The organism is Alteromonas sp. WD8-37, assembly GCF_055326825.1.
Genome location: NZ_JBUZOV010000001.1, coordinates 948,522 through 963,814, shown reverse-complemented (window position 1 = coordinate 963,814; position 15,293 = coordinate 948,522). Strand labels below are relative to the sequence as shown.

Annotated in this window: 14 protein-coding genes; 6 read left to right on the top strand and 8 right to left on the bottom strand. The window is 51.4% G+C overall.

All coding sequences use genetic code 11. The annotated features are described in order from the left end of the window. The first annotated feature begins 16 nt into the window (after positions 1-16). Entirely contained in the window at positions 17-958 is a 942-nt protein-coding gene (locus ACTUJZ_RS04270; protein ID WP_463635013.1) for a diguanylate cyclase domain-containing protein, read from the top strand. A gap of 127 nt (positions 959-1,085) precedes the next feature. Next, a complete protein-coding gene (locus tag ACTUJZ_RS04265) occupies positions 1,086-2,738 on the top strand; it encodes a response regulator (RefSeq protein ID WP_463635012.1) in 1,653 nt (550 codons plus the stop codon). On the opposite strand, the gene ACTUJZ_RS04260 is transcribed toward ACTUJZ_RS04265, so the two are convergent. Then, positions 2,735-4,072, bottom strand: a complete 1,338-nt coding sequence (locus ACTUJZ_RS04260) for a DUF2252 family protein (RefSeq protein WP_463635011.1) — start codon at positions 4,070-4,072, stop codon at positions 2,735-2,737. The genes ACTUJZ_RS04265 and ACTUJZ_RS04260 overlap by 4 nt on opposite strands. 283 nt (positions 4,073-4,355) lie before the next feature. On the opposite strand from ACTUJZ_RS04260, the gene ahpC reads away from it, so the two are divergent. Beyond that, positions 4,356-4,913, top strand: a complete 558-nt coding sequence (gene ahpC, locus ACTUJZ_RS04255) for an alkyl hydroperoxide reductase subunit C (protein ID WP_463635244.1) — start codon at positions 4,356-4,358, stop codon at positions 4,911-4,913. A gap of 81 nt (positions 4,914-4,994) precedes the next feature. Next, positions 4,995-6,578 (top strand): alkyl hydroperoxide reductase subunit F, encoded by a 1,584-nt coding sequence (gene ahpF / locus ACTUJZ_RS04250; protein WP_463635010.1) that lies wholly within the window; start codon positions 4,995-4,997, stop codon positions 6,576-6,578. A 57-nt stretch (positions 6,579-6,635) separates the two neighbouring features. Here the strand turns inward: ahpF and ACTUJZ_RS04245 are convergent, their stop codons facing one another. Together ACTUJZ_RS04245 and ACTUJZ_RS04240 are read right to left on the bottom strand one after the other, a co-directional pair. Next, the gene (locus ACTUJZ_RS04245) at positions 6,636-6,968 is read right to left on the bottom strand and encodes a YnfA family protein (protein WP_463635009.1); all 333 of its coding nucleotides are present in this window, start codon (positions 6,966-6,968) and stop codon (positions 6,636-6,638) included. A 3-nt stretch (positions 6,969-6,971) separates the two neighbouring features. Then, entirely contained in the window at positions 6,972-8,153 is a 1,182-nt protein-coding gene (locus ACTUJZ_RS04240) for an APC family permease (protein WP_463635008.1), read from the bottom strand. A gap of 244 nt (positions 8,154-8,397) precedes the next feature. Between ACTUJZ_RS04240 and ACTUJZ_RS04235 the strand changes: the two genes are divergently transcribed. Then, entirely contained in the window at positions 8,398-9,108 is a 711-nt protein-coding gene (locus ACTUJZ_RS04235; RefSeq protein WP_463635007.1) for a hypothetical protein, read from the top strand. 158 nt (positions 9,109-9,266) lie between these two features. Beyond that, positions 9,267-9,722, top strand: a complete 456-nt coding sequence (locus ACTUJZ_RS04230) for a nuclear transport factor 2 family protein (protein WP_463635006.1) — start codon at positions 9,267-9,269, stop codon at positions 9,720-9,722. 88 nt (positions 9,723-9,810) lie between these two features. On the opposite strand, the gene ACTUJZ_RS04225 is transcribed toward ACTUJZ_RS04230, so the two are convergent. From ACTUJZ_RS04225 to ACTUJZ_RS04205, 5 genes are read right to left on the bottom strand one after another with little or no spacing between them, the layout of a single operon-like run. Continuing rightward, positions 9,811-10,749 (bottom strand): tetratricopeptide repeat protein, encoded by a 939-nt coding sequence (locus ACTUJZ_RS04225; RefSeq protein WP_463635005.1) that lies wholly within the window; start codon positions 10,747-10,749, stop codon positions 9,811-9,813. A gap of 11 nt (positions 10,750-10,760) precedes the next feature. Beyond that, entirely contained in the window at positions 10,761-11,735 is a 975-nt protein-coding gene (locus ACTUJZ_RS04220) for a type II secretion system F family protein (protein ID WP_463635004.1), read from the bottom strand. A gap of 1 nt (position 11,736) precedes the next feature. Beyond that, a complete protein-coding gene (locus ACTUJZ_RS04215; RefSeq protein WP_463635003.1) occupies positions 11,737-12,705 on the bottom strand; it encodes a type II secretion system F family protein in 969 nt (322 codons plus the stop codon). A gap of 9 nt (positions 12,706-12,714) precedes the next feature. After that, the gene (locus ACTUJZ_RS04210; RefSeq protein ID WP_463635002.1) at positions 12,715-14,034 is read right to left on the bottom strand and encodes a CpaF family protein; all 1,320 of its coding nucleotides are present in this window, start codon (positions 14,032-14,034) and stop codon (positions 12,715-12,717) included. Beyond that, positions 14,031-15,284 carry an AAA family ATPase gene (locus ACTUJZ_RS04205; protein WP_463635001.1) on the bottom strand — a complete coding sequence of 418 codons (1,254 nt, stop codon included), beginning with the start codon at positions 15,282-15,284 and terminating at the stop codon, positions 14,031-14,033. Before ACTUJZ_RS04205 ends, ACTUJZ_RS04210 begins: the two co-directional genes overlap by 4 nt. Between the last annotated feature and the right edge of the window lie 9 nt (positions 15,285-15,293).

The following is a 15,293-nucleotide window of genomic DNA, read 5'->3' as shown; positions in this document are numbered from 1 at the left end:
CAAAGGAAAAGGATGTATGTCGGTATCTCCCTTACATGCCAGGGTACTCATCGTGGATGATGATGTGGCAACCATACGGTTAATGGCCGACGCGCTGACCGGTGATTATGACATTATTATCGCTACCACCGCGCAAGATGGCCTGCACCAGGCTAAACAAGCCCAGCCGGATCTGATTTTGCTGGATGTGGTAATGCCTAAAATCGATGGCTTTGCCTTGTGCAAACAGCTAAAAAGTATGGACAGTACGCACCGCATTCCGATTATTTTTGTCAGCGCTCTGGATGCGGTAAATCAGCAAACCAAAGGCTTTGAGCTAGGCGCGGTAGATTATATTACCAAGCCTGTGGATACCCCGATTTTACGTGCCCGGGTGCAAACCCACACCCGTCTGTATCGCCAGGCTCGGCAACTGGAGTCGCTGGCGGCCACCGATCCGCTCACCGGCATGGCTAACCGGCGCAAATTTGACGAGGCCATAGAGCTGGAACTGGATCGCAGTCAGCGCAATCTGCAACCCTTGTCACTGCTCATCATTGATATAGATGATTTTAAAGCCTACAACGATTTTTATGGTCACGGGAAAGGCGATGACTGCCTGATCGCGGTGGCCCGCATCTTACTGCGCAGTGCCCGCCGTGGCACAGACCTGGTCAGCCGGTTGGGGGGGGAAGAATTTGGCATTATATTAAGCGATACCGATGCTGCTGGGGCGCGTCAGCGTGCTGAGTATATCGTTGACCAATTCCGTGAAGCCCGTCTACCGCACGCACAGGCCCGCCAGCGAGACTTTTTAACCGTCAGTATTGGTGTGCTCACTGCGCGGTTTGACCAGGTGGGCCGGCCAAGTCCGCCGTGCCGTGAACTGATTGATAGTGCTGATAGTGCACTCTACAAAGCCAAAGCGGCCGGGCGCAACGGCTATTTCTTCCAACAGTGGCCCGACAACCACGACTAAGATGTGTTTCTGTATTTTACTTTTTTCAGCGTTCTGATAGTTTTATAGCCAAAGTATGCCAGTGCGCGCCTGATTACTGCCGGATTGTAGTAAGGGCAGCAGTGAACAGTGAAGTAAAGAAGCGGCAATGGACAAATTTCCTCCTCCACCGGATGTGCGCGACCTCAGTGCGTTAATTATTGACAACCAGGGGTTGATCCACGACCAAATTACCCAGGCCCTGCGCCTGGTGGGTATTAGTCGGGTCAAAAGTGCACAAAATGCCTACCATGCCTTGTGCGAATGCGATTCTCAGACCTTCGATCTGATTTTTATCGCCTTTAACACCAACAGCGATAAAGACGGGTTTCATCTGTATGAAGAACTACGGCATTATCAGCATATCAGCGACAAAACCAGTGTCATTTTTTTAAGCGCCGAAACCAGCGCCGAACTGGTTAACTGCATCATTGAAATGCAGCCGGATGACTTTTGGGTCAAGCCGCTGGACCAAAAACGCATTGTCCAGCGCTTGATCCACCTGCTGGCCATGCGCAAAAAACTTTATAAATTATTGTATTGTCTGACGCGGCGTGACTATTCCTCGGCCATTTACTATGCCGAGCGGCAGTTATCTGATCCTGCCCTGGCCGATTTTCATCCCAAATTGCGCAGGGTTATTGGTGAGTGCCTGATTGCGCTGCATGAATTTGCGCAGGCTGAAGACTATTACACGGGCCTGCTTACCCGGGTGGATTACGCCTGGGCCCATGTGGGTCTGGTGCGCTGCCTGCTGCATCAAAATAAACTGGCGCAAGCAGAGCCGCTAGCAGAAACACTGTATGCACGGCCGGATACCCGCTTTTTGATGCTCGATGCGATGGCCCGTTATCACATAGACCAGGCGCAGTACGACAAAGCCTACGAGAACATGAAACAAGCCAGCCGCCTGGCCCCGCGCAATATTGAGCGCAACAAGCGACTGTGGGATTTGGCCCGGCTCAACCATGATAAGCAAGGCCAGCTGCAGGCGGTGAAAAATATGGCCCGCTTTGCCAAAAACTCAATTCATGATTCGCCCGAACTGCAGCTGAACGTGGTGCGGGCCACCCTGGATTTGGCCGGTAACGCTGGCGAGGCCGAAGGGCCGCGGCTTTTGCAGCAGGCAGAGCAAAGGCTCGACAGTCTGCAAAATAGCAATACTCTGGGCTATGCCTGGCGCGAGCAGCTCGACATTATTCATGCCCGCATGTTGTGCCTGGCCAGTCAAAAGCAGGCGGCAGAGGCAATCATGAAGACCAAAAAGCCAGCCTTACATGGCCATTCCCTGGAAGATAACCTGGATCGGATGAAAGCTTTTCACGAGCTGGGCATGAAAGAACATTGCCTGGCGATATTGGGCAAACTGCGCGCTCAGATTGAAGGCGATACCTTTTCCAGCCAGGTAGTGAACGAATATTTGCAGCAGGAAGCCATCGAGCGGCGCGACATCCAGTTTACCCCGCGTGAGCTTAAAGAGATGGCCACGGCCAATTATAAAGAAGAGCGCTTTGGTCCCGCCTGCAATAATCTGTGCCAGGCACTGGTGCTGGCCCCACAGGATCGCCAGGTGGCGCTGAGCCTGTTGAAAGTGCTGTGCCAGTTACACAGCCAGGGGCCACTGACCACAGACCAGCAAGATGCCATGCATGCAGCGGTAAAGGTGCTTAGCAGCGCCGATTTGCCAGCAGCCCTGCAGCAAAAACGGGATCTTTATTGCAAAACCTTACAGCTGGAGCTGGCCATGCCGGAGCCGGCTTAACTGGCCTCGTGTAAGGTTTCGACAAAGGTCTGGTAATCCTGCAGCACCAGTTCGGCATAACGCTGCGCAGCGTGGATCAGCGTATCGCCGGCATCCGGCAGTATCGCGCTAACCGCTTGCTCAAAGCGGGTGGAACGGCGTTCGCTGCGCGCATGGGCTAAGGCCAATGCTTTGCCACACATGCCGGCATAATCCACAAAGCTGCCGCTGACACTTTTGTGGCCAATACCAATATCTTCAGGTTTGATCCCCACCCGGGCATGATGGCGTGAACGCACCAGATAGTGTTGTTCCTGCCAAATGGCCTCGTCCAGCAACACATCCGGCCGCCGCTGCATCCGTCGCTGACAACGGGCAGTTAAATGCGCTGGATTGAGCCGGTTGACAGGCGACAAGCCAGGAAAGTAAAACAAAGGCGCTGCTTCACGCTGTTGTTTAACCTCGACAATGTGGCAGCGCGAAAAACTGGTTGCATCATGGGGCCGCGCCGGGCCGACTAAAAGGTAAAAACGCGCCATGTTAACCGAACCTGTACCGGCATTATTGCGCTGCACAATATCAATAATGTCATCATCCATGTATGGCGCGAATGCGTGTTCAACTTCTTTGTAAAAATGTGGGGCCAGCGGCGTGAATTTGTCGGTTTTACGAATAAATCTTAAGCCGTCCTTGTCCATAAACACTGCTTTGGCCAGTGCACTTTTGGTCACAAACTCTTCGCCGCCGGCAGCGCGGCGGCGTGCTTTGTTATACGCTTTGAGAAGCTTGCTGCCACTGGGGATATCATCAATTGCCTGCTGGCGCAGTCCCGGCGTTTGTTCCAACTCACGGCAAGTCGCGATATACACGGCTAAAAACTGTTGCATGGCTTCTCGCGCGAGCGCGTTGTCGATAGCCGGTTTTTCGGTGTGGTTTTTTTCGTGCCGGTAGCGGCCGGCCACGACCCCCTGGCAATACTCGGCGGCCAGCAGCACGGAAACCAGATAGCGCATTAAGTCCCAGTGAGCAAAGCCAACACAGGCATCGTCAAAATCGTTGGGCGCAAAAATCACGTGATCGCCATGCGAGCCTTCTTCGGTTAAAAAGCCAAAGTTAGCCAGATGGCAATCGCCGGTGATACAGGTGAGCGGGATGTCGCGCAAACTGGCCGGGGTCATGATGGTTTCGTTTTGTAAATCCGCATAAAACAACTGTGCGCTGCCACGAAAAAACGCAAATGGGTTATCCGCCATCTTTATATGTTTGCTCACCATCGGGCTGGGCGGGCAGCCATCAGTATGTTGAATGTGATTGCTGATCCAGTCCTGACGGACTGCGGAGTAAGACGTGGTCATAGGTGTCTCCTGCTTGCAAGACAGAAGGTGATCTGGCAAGCTTATCTGTTCTAAAAATCTGCACAATAATCTATAGATTAATTGGAAAATCTAATCAGGGCGTTCAACTTTACCAATTATCCTTTTCTCAGTCACTTAGCTATTCTAGCCACCAAGTTGAAGGGAAGGCGGTGACGCAAAACAAACCGACCATTCCCGCAATGCGTACTCACTGTGATTTTTAGCCATTGTCGGCTTTAAACCACACACAAATACATTAACCAAACGGAGATTAACAATGGCATTGATTAACACTGCTATCAAACCTTTCAAAGCGAATGCGTTTAAACAGGGTGAATTTGTTGAAGTCAGCAGCGAAGACATCAAAGGTAAATGGGCAGTATTTGTCTTTTACCCAGCCGACTTCACGTTTGTATGCCCAACTGAACTGGGCGATGTTGCGGATAAATATGAAGAACTGCAATCACGCGGTGTAGAAGTATTCTCAGTATCTACTGACACTCACTTCACCCACGCTGCATGGCACAATTCATCAGAAACCATCAACAAAATTCAGTTTGCGATGATTGGCGACCCAACAGGCGAAATCACCCGCAACTTTGATTGTATGCGTGAAAACATGGGTCTGGCTGACCGTGCCACCTTTGTTGTCGACCCGGACGGTATCGTTCAGGCGATGGAAATCACTGCAGAAGGCATCGGCCGTGATGCAGATGACCTGGTACGTAAAGTAAAAGCTGCACAATATGTTGCAGAACACCCAGGCGAAGTTTGCCCGGCCAAATGGAAAGAAGGTGAAGAAACCTTAGCGCCATCACTGGACCTGGTCGGCAAAATTTAACGCCACCAACGCCAACAATCTTTGTGGTGCAGGCTTACGCCTGCACCCCTTCACTGAATCAATGAAAAGGCAGGTATTAACGTGTTAACAAAAGAAATATTGCAAGCGCTGAAAGGCTATGCTGAGTCAATGAAAAAAGAGGTAACGTTCGTGCTGCAAACCGGCGAACACAGCAAGCGTGACGAGCTCGTGACGTTTCTGTCTGACATTGCCAGTGTAGGCGACAAGATTTCGTTGGAACAGCGCGATACTCAAGGCGAGCTGCGCAGCTCACTGAGCTTTTTACTGGAAGCCGATGGTGAAGATACGGGTATCCGTTTTTCAGGTATTCCCGGCGGTCATGAGTTCAATTCATTGATCTTAGCCATGCTGCACGCTTCAGGAACCGAGTTGAAGTTGGACGAGAGCCTGCAAGGTATCGTCAAAGGGGTTAAAGAAGACCTCAATTTTGAAGTGTTTATCAGCTTAAGCTGTCACAACTGCCCGGAGGTGGTACAAGCGCTGAATCAATTTGCGCTGGTTAATCCGCACATCAAGACTGAGATGATTGATGGTGGCTTATACCAAAATGTGGTGGAAGAACGTGATATTCAGGGTGTTCCTGCGGTGTACCTTAATGGTGAATTGTTTGCCAATGGGAAAGTCGATGCAGCAACCCTGATTGATAAGCTGATTGAACGTGACCCGGCACTAAAAGATGCCAATAAAGGGCAAAGCTTGCCGCTACAGGATGTCACCGTGATTGGTGGTGGTCCGGCGGGTGTAAGCGCTGCTATCTACAGTGCCCGCAAAGGCTTAAAAGTGACCATGGTGGCTGACCGTTTTGGCGGCCAGGTAAAAGATACCATGGGCATCGAAAACTTAATCTCTGTTTCAAAAACCACAGGCCCTGAGCTGGTGGGAAATTTGATGGAGCATATGAACGATTATGACATTACCCTGCGTCAACACGTTCGCGTGGACAGCATCGAAAAAGGGAATGTTAAAGAGATTACCTTATCATCGGGTGAGACTATTCAGACCCGCTCGATAATTGTCGCCACCGGTGCGCGCTGGAAACAGCTGGGCATTCCGGGAGAGCAGGAAAATATCGGTAACGGCGTGGCGTATTGCCCACACTGTGACGGCCCCTTCTTTAAAGGTAAAGATGTGGCTGTGATTGGCGGCGGTAACTCGGGCATTGAAGCTGCCCTTGACTTAGCCGGCATCGTAAAATCAGTTACCGTGTACGAGTTTATGCCTGAACTTAAAGCCGACAAGGTATTGGTAGAACAGGCAGAAAAGCGCAGTAATGTGACCATAGTACGTAACGCAGCCACTACACAGATCCTGGCCGAAAATGGCAAGGTGAGTGCGCTGGAATATGAAGACCGCGCTACCGGTGAGAAACACACGCAGGCATTAGCCGGGGTGTTTGTACAAATTGGTCTGATTCCTAATAGCCAGTTTGTCAAAGAAAAATTGGATCTGACCCAGTATGGTGAGATCATTGTGGATGAAAAATGCAATACGTCCGAACCAGGCATTTATGCGGCTGGCGACGTGACCACTGTGCCGTACAAGCAAATTGTGGTATCGCTGGGTGAAGGGGCGAAAGCTTCACTGGCGGCGTTTGAATATTTGCTGACCCACAAAACAGAAGAGGAAATTGCCGAGGTTGCCTAAACTGATGCAATATGAATGAGCCGGCCTTCGAGGCCGGCTTTTTTATGGGCGGCGTTGTTACGCTTTAAACCCACCCCAGACAATGATGGCCATGCCGGTTAGCGCAATGCTACCGCCCAGCCAGTCATACATATTCAGCGGTTGTTTATCGACCACCATCAGCCAGACCAACGCCGTGGCCACATACACACCACCGTAGGCCGCATACACTCGCCCACTGGGCGCCGGATGCAGGGTGAGTAACCACACAAACAGGGCCAAACTTAATGCTGCGGGTATCAGGAGCCAGGCAGTATAGCCTTTTTTAAGCCATAGGTAGGGCAGATAACAGCCGACAATTTCGGCCAGAGCAGTCAGCACAAACAGCGCTGCGGTTTTCAGTATTAGCATGGTTTATCCTATCCAGGAGGCCAGCGCCGCCAGCACAATCAGCCCGGTACAGCTTAATAAGCCGGCAATTGAGATTGCTTTGGGTATAAAACGCTTTTTTTTACCGACCTGCAGAGCGGCCAGATTGGTGATGCCATAATATACCAACACCGTAAAGGCGCTGAGTGTCCAGGCCATCTGTAACGTACCCAGCGAGGCAATGATTACCATAATCGCAAAGGTAACCCAGGTAGCCGCCGGGGCGGCTTTATGTGCGGCATCCAGGCGGCTAAAGCGGCGCGGTAAATCACCACGTCGCCCCATAGCCAACACCACCCGTGACACTCCCAGGATCAAATTGAGCACTACACCACTCATTGCCACAATGCCGCCGGTGACAATTAACCAGTTACCTGATGCATCGGCCACAAGCCGGGCCAGCGAAAAATTTTGTCCGGAAAAATCCGCCAGTCCGCCCAGATGCAAAATTGCCAGGCCAATGGTGGCGTAAAGGCTGCTAACAACAATCAGCGTAATAATCACCGCCCGAGGAATATTGCGTTTTGGCGCGGTGATTTCCTCGCCCATGGTGGCAATGCGGCCGTAGCCGGTAAACGCGACAAACAGCAAGGCGGCCGCTTCAAAGACCGATAACGCCGAGCCTGGCTGCGGCACCGGCAGTAGCGCAGGCTGGTTAAATGCGGTGACCACAAACATCAACAGGCCGCTTAGACTTACCGCGACCAGCACAATATTAAGCCTGGTGGTTCGGCGCACCCCGGACAAAACGCACAGGGTAAAGACCAGCAAGATAGCCCCGGCAAACAGATTTACCAGGCCCGACGGCGCACCGGGCAGAAATGTGGCGACCAGATACCAGGCTATGGCGAGAGCAGCGGTGGCAGCCGACGCGGCTTTGGCCACAATGAACAATACACCGGCGAAAACGCCGCTCGCCGGGTTTAAAAACCGGTAACCGTATTCATAGGTGCCACCACTTACCGGGTGGGCCGCCGCCAGCTGCGCCGAAGAAAGGCCATTGCACAAGGCTGTAAACGCCGCGATTAAAATGGCCCACAGCAGCGCATCACCGGCAATGGCTGCACCCATGCCTACGCTGACATAGGCGCCCGTACCTAAAATTGAGCCAAGCCCAATGACTATGGCCCCGCCCAGGCCGGTATTTCGAATAAGATGTTGCGCCATCACTGCTCAGGCTAGATTAAATATACCGCTATTATCCGGGTTGCCGACAAAAATTACAAAATGGACAGTCACATCAGTTGCTGGACACCCACCTATAAGCCAGCCAGGCATCGTGGACAGTCACATCTAAAAGCATAGACAGGCATAGCAAGCATCTATTGGAAATGGCTATGCGACACTATGTCGCAGCGACCAGCTGAGCAAAATTTTGTACACTGGTTTTTTTCATTGATAGGGATCAGCAATGGCAATTCAGCGTCGCTTGCGGCAGGTGCATAAAATCGTTGGAATTATTGTAGGGATCCAGGTGCTGTGTTGGATGGTTAGCGGCCTGTATATGACGGCTGTGCCCATCGAGTTTGTGCGCGGTGAACATGTTATGACATCGCCGGCCAGCCAGAGCCTGCCGGCCAGTGAAATCTATGATATCAACGCTCTGGTGGCGGAACATCCGCACGCGCAGACTGTGCTGCTTAGCCAACGGTTGGGGCGGCCGGCGTATCAGGTGATTACAAATGGTGAACCGCTATGGCTGGATGCATTTACCGCAAAGCCGCTTGCGCTCCTCTCTGCCGACGAGGCAAAGCAATGGGTGCAACAGCATTATCAGAGCGAGCATGCCATAGACAGTGTGGTGGCCATCGCCCAGCGCGAACAAGCACCTGAAACAGGCAGTCGACGCCTGCCATTATGGCAGGTGAATATGACCGACTGGCTGGCGACCAGTGTGTATGTATCGGCTACCTCGGGCGAGATAGTGGCTGTACGCTCTAACGTATGGCGCTGGTTTGATTTTGTGTGGATGTTGCACATTATGGATTATGAGTCACGCAGCAACTTTAATAATCCGCTGGTGATTTTGATGGCCAGCCTGGGGCTACTGCTTACCTTATCGGGCATATTGGTAGTAATCAGTGGAGTGCGCAAAAAGGGCTGGCGCGCATTATGGCGCTGAATCAATTCAATTAAAGTAACCGTAAGTTACTGGCATGATCTTTGACTTTACAGTTTGTAAGCGCAACCGACGCGATACTTTTTGCGCGAAACACCTGGTTTGGTGGCGAATTTGACCAAATCGCTGAAAACAACAACCAAAATGTAAGGAGATCACGCATGACCAGTAAAACTATAGGGGCGGTATGTTTGTGCGGCTGGCTATCGGCGAGCCCGGCACAAGCGCAAGAGCACAGCGAGTTGTACGCACAGATCAAGCAGGCAGACGCGCGCTTTTTTGCTGCATTTAACGCCTGTGATATCGACACCCTGGCAGAGATGTTTTCACCGCAGCTGGAGTTTTATCATGATAAATCCGGCTTAAGCGATTATGCGCAAAACATGGTGGCCACTCAAAAGCTGTGCGATCGCCAGCTGGGGCTGGTGCGCACGTTAGATGAACATAGCATGCAGGTGTACCCGGTACCCGGGTTTGGTGCTATGCAAATAGGCGAGCATACTTTTTGCCACCCGGTGGATGGCACACAGGATTGTGGTACCTTTGGTTTTACCAATATCTGGCAACGCACCGATTCAGGCTGGCTGCTGCATCGCGTGGCCAGCTACGGGCACTGAGCACAGCAACTAGCCAGCATTTTAATACGGCGCTAACGGTCGGGAATAAAATGCCAGCTAATCAAAGCCCAGCTTACCCGGGCCCAGCTTACCAAGGCAAAGTATCGTCTTGTTGCTGGGCCGACAATTGCTCGCGTACATTATTCAGGTTTTTGTATGCCACCTCATAATAGCGGGGCGAGGCGTTGATTGCTTTTTCAAAAAAATACTCGGCTTCTTCGTAGCGCTTTTCCAGCATTAAAAAATAGCCCAGATCATTGTAAGCCTGTTCTTCATTCATTACCCGCCGCAGAGTTTGAAACGCCTTGTTATAACGGCCCATGCGGGAATACACCAGGCCCAGATTATACCAGCTACGCTGATGGTCCGGTGAAACATCAATTGCCCGGTGAAAATAGTCAATGGCCGTGGCATAGCTGCCATTCAGATAATGGGAATAGCCCATATTGGTCAGTACTACCGGTGACAAGTTATCCAACGCCAGACACAGATCATACAGTTGCTGAGCATCGGCGTAGCGCCCGGCCAAATCCAGGGCCACCCCCAGACCGTTATATGCTTCTATTGGTGATTCTGTATCCAGGCTGACCAGAGAACCACTGGCCGCTGCCCCTTGCTGCAAGCGCTGTTGGTCTATGAGCTTAACCCGGGTCAGATACTGAATGGCCCGCTCGACTTGCTTGTTTTCCAGTAACAGCAGCGCTGCTTCGGTCAGCGCTGCTACATGCTCAGGCTGTTTTTCCAAAACCTGATCCAGCATATGCAAGGCATACTGGGGCTTACCCATAATCTTTTGTAGCTGCGCAATTTTGTAGAGCAACTGGATATTGTCCGGCTCGCTTTCCATAGCCTTTAAAAAATATACCAACGCTTTTTCATACTCACCGGCTTTTTCGTAATGGCCGGCCATTTCAACAATTTGTGCCTGCGGTGCTTCTGCTACAGTGTCTTGAGTTGAGGATGATTGGGTTGATTGGCAACCACTCAACAAGCCAACCAGTAAAACAAGAGAAATAGGCTTATTCACGATGGTATCTCCTAAAAGGCTTTGTCCCACACTTCCATAAGTTTGAGCATGGCCGGTCCGATAGCCACTATAAAAAATGACGGCCAGATACATACCATCATTGGAAAAATCATCTTCACACCAATTTTAGCGGCCATCTCTTCGGCAGCCTGCAGCCGTTTGTCGCGGTACTCATCGGCATATACCCGAATGGTTTCGGCGATGCCGGTGCCCAGGCGCAAGCTCTGAACAATCACCGAATTGAGCCCGCGAATATCATCCAGGCCGGTACGATGACCGAATTCTCCCAATGCCTGGGAAAGCGGGATCCCCACTTTGACTTTTTTCACCACCAAGCCAATTTCGTGGGCTAAATAGGGATGGGCAGCCTTAAGTTCATTGCTGACGCGCTGGAAAGATTCCAATAGCCCCAGGCCGGATTCACAGCACACTACCAGTAAATCTAAGGCATCCGGAAAATAGCGGCGCAAGTTACGCATCCGGTTGGCTGCGACCCGGCTTAAAATTAAACCCGGTAAAATGTAGAAGCCGCCGACCAGTAACATAATCAAATAAACAGTAATCAAGGTATTCAGGTCAGGAAAAAAACGCACCACAAATACAGCCAGACTAACGCCGACCAGCACCGCCAGTATGCGTAAGCCGTAATACACTTTCAGGGCGTTTTCTGAATGAAACCCAGCGTGAATAAGCAACTTACGGTTAGCATCGTCTTTTTTAGCCGCGTGACTGAACAGGCTGTTACCGCCGATTTTGGATAACGAGTTTTCCAGATAGTCCTTGTAGTTATGATCTGCCTCCGCTGGCTGAGCAACTGCACGCATGCGCTGTAACTGGCGGCGTATGGGTGAATACGCGCCGGTAATGAGATAGAAAATTGCCATGGCAAGCATCAGGCCGGCCATAAGCGCGATGGCCAGAATCGCCAGTGTCACCATTTTGTCATTGCCGGTGACTGAGTACACCAGACCGCGTAAGTATTCCATGTCAGGCCTCCAGCTCGAGTAGCTTTTTGATCCAGAATGTCCCGAGGACCATTCCTCCGAGGCCGGTTTTCAGCAAATCATGGCCGGTTTCAGTGGTAAACAGCTCGCTGACATAGGACGGCGTGGTAAGGTAAAGTAAGGCAAATAAGGCAAAGGGTAGCAAGACTAAAATCCACCCACTGAGCCGTCCTTCGGCAGACAGTGTTTTGACTTTGCGCCGAAATTTAAATCGCTGACGAATTAACACGGATAAATTTTCGATATTTTCGGCCAGGTTGCCGCCGGTTTCCTTTTGTATATTCACAGCACTGGAAAATGCCATGGCTGAGGTGCTGGGGATGCGCCGTACCAGGGCCAGCATGGCCAACTTGATATCGGCACCTAAGTTGATGCGTTGAAACAAAAGTTTTAGCTCCTGGCTTAAATCACCACTGAGTTCTTCGCAGACTAATTTTAAGGCTTCATTGAATGAGTAACCCGCCTGCAAACCCCGTTTCAACACATCCAGTGCTTCGGGAAATTGCTCTTCAATCCGATCCATTCGATTAGCGATCCCTCGTTGCAGCTTGATATGAAAGGCAATCAGTGTTGCAGCAAAACATAACGTTGCAAACAGCGGGTCACGGCTTAGCACCCAAATTAAAAAAGCCAGGAACAGGCTGACCAGCGTGGCCAGCGCAAAATACTCGTGCCCCAGCATTTTTGAACCACTTAGTTCCAGTTTGAAGGTTAGTCCTTTTATAAAACGGATGTTTTCAAGAGAACGCCGGAATGCAGACAGGGAGCGTAAGCGGGTATTTATCAACAAGTCCTTGTTGAAGTAGCGATCTTTAGCAATCAGCGCATCCAGTTGTCTTTTCAGCTCTTTGCTATCGGCGCGTTGAGGGCTATTGACCGATACAAATAACAACTGGGACAGCATGACAACCGCGCAAAATACCAGCCCCAGAAAGATTAGTTGCATACTCATGAGCGTCTCCTAAAACCGCATCTCTGTATCAACATCAAAAATGCTGTGGGGTAGCTCAATGCCTTTGGCCAGAAGCTGGCGATGAAACAGTGGCACCACACCCGAGGCTTTAAAATCGCCAATAATACTGTTGGTACTGTCCAGCCCACGGCGTTCGTAGCTGAATAATTCAGACATGGTGATCATTTCGCCCTCCATGCCGGTAACTTCCTGAATACTGGTAATGCGCCGTTTACCATCTTCGAGCCGCTGGGTCTGAATCACCACATCAATGGCGGAGGCTATCTGTGAGCGGATATTTTTGACCGGCATCTCAAAGCCGCCCATGCAAATCATATTTTCCAGCCGGCCCAGGGCATCCCGCGGGCTATTGGCGTGCAGCGTGGTAAGCGACCCTTCATGACCGGTGTTCATCGCCGCCAGCATATCGATGGCCTCGGCACCACGCACCTCACCTATCACAATCCGATCGGGGCGCATACGTAAACAGTTTTTTACCAGATCGCGTTGTGTCACCTCGCCCCGGCCTTCCATATTCGCCGGGCGAGTTTCCAGGCGCACCGTGTGTGGCTGCTGTAGCTGCAATTCTGCCGAATCTTCGATGGTGATAATGCGTTCATTGGCCGGGATATAGCCGGATAGAATATTCAGCAGGGTTGTTTTACCGCTACCGGTGCCGCCAGAGATCAGCACATTCAGTTTGCCTTTCACCGCGCCGCGAATTAACACATTCATATTTTCGGTCATCGAATCAAACTGGATGAGCTGCTCTGCGGTCAGCTTTTCCACGGTAAACCGGCGAATCGAGATAGACGGGCCATCTAACGCCAGCGGCGGGATGATCGCATTGACCCGGCTACCGTCGCTAAGACGCGCGTCCACCATGGGGGAGGACTCATCAATTCGACGGCCCACCCGTGAGACAATTCTGTCGATTATGCTGAGCAAATGGCGGTTGTCATAAAACCGGGCTGCTGCGCGCTCCAGGCAGCCGCCACGTTCGATATAAATATTGTCATAGCGGTTTACCAGAATGTCCGACACAGTGGGATCGGCCATTAATACCTCCAGTGGTCCGAGCCCGAGGATTTCGTCGAGCACCAGCCGGATAATGATCTGACGGGTTGCCATGTTAATGGGCCGGGGTTGTTGATCTAATAAGCGGTGACAGCATTCTGTGATTTGCGTACGGGCAATATCTTCGTCGATTTTTTCCAGCATGGAAGGATCAAGCAAATTCAGCACCTCATTAAACACCTGATGTTTAGTGTCAATGTCGTGGGCTGATAATTGGCTATAAGGGTCGGTGGTAGGATGCTCAGCGTTCATTGTTTTGTCCTTAGTAAGCGCGCGAAAAAGCCAGGTTTTTCATTGCCCGCGTGGCTGTCAGGGGTTCCGGAAACAAAGTCCACAATCTGTGCTATTTCTTTGTAAATGACTTTGTGATTTGCCAGGGTGCTCAATGGCCGGCCCAGGTCGGTGCGTAATCGGGCCAACGGGAAGTTGTTGCTGATGGTAAATAAGGTGTCCACTCCCAACACGGTTTGCACATCCTTCAGCTGTATTTCACTGCGGCCGCCATCATAGCGGTTGACGATGATCGCAATTTTTTTATCGCGGATATCCACATGGGTTTGCAGCGCGGTTAACATGGCTTGGGTTTCACGCAGTGCTGCTACATTCAACTGCATCACAATTAAGATGGTGGTACTTTGGCGAAGCAGCGCTAGGGTCTGCACTTCTAAGCCCTTCGACATGTCCACCAACACTTCGTCAAAGGCCTGCCGCACTTTCCAATCCAGCTGGTCCATCTGGTTGGATGCTTCTTCTGTTTGTTGCAGTCGCGAAAACGGCGTGTTGCCCAGTAAGTGAACATTATCGCGCCGTGACATCATCGATCGAATGGCTGCATCATCCAGCTTGTCGAGCTCGTCTAACGCCTGGGCAATTGAATAGTGATGCTGCATACCCAACCCGTGTGACAATGAACCGTAATTAAAGTCGGCATCGATGAGCGCCAGCTTTTTATCAAACCGGGCGCTGAAGACTTCACTCATGCAACAGGTAACAAAGCTTGCTCCCGAACCGGCTTTACCATTGATGACCGTGGTCTGCGGCGCTATCAGCAGGGACTTATGAACTGCCTCGGCCACACTGGCCAGCGCCGAGTAGAGCTGCTCGGCCAGATCGTCACAGGTAAGTAAATTATCAACCTTAAAATGCACCGCGAGTTTGGCTATCTCTGAGGTCAGGGTCTGACATACCAGAATGCGATGGGGCACATGGCGGGCAAGTGACTGCAACATATACGGCGCTTCGCCACAGGCGCTATCCAGATAAACCAGCGCCAGATCATACCGACTCAGATCAGATGGCAGGTGGGCGCACGGCGTGATAGTAAGCATGGTATCGGTTTGCAGTGCGGCGGCAATGCACGGGGCAAAATCCTGTTGTGCATCCACAATCAGAATATGTAATCGTGTTGAAAGCCTGGCCCGCGTGAACGGCAGCGCAGCTTTACCCGGATACTCAATGATGTGCGGGGCGCTATGTTGCTTCATTGGAGATTCCTCTTTCATGATTAGTCC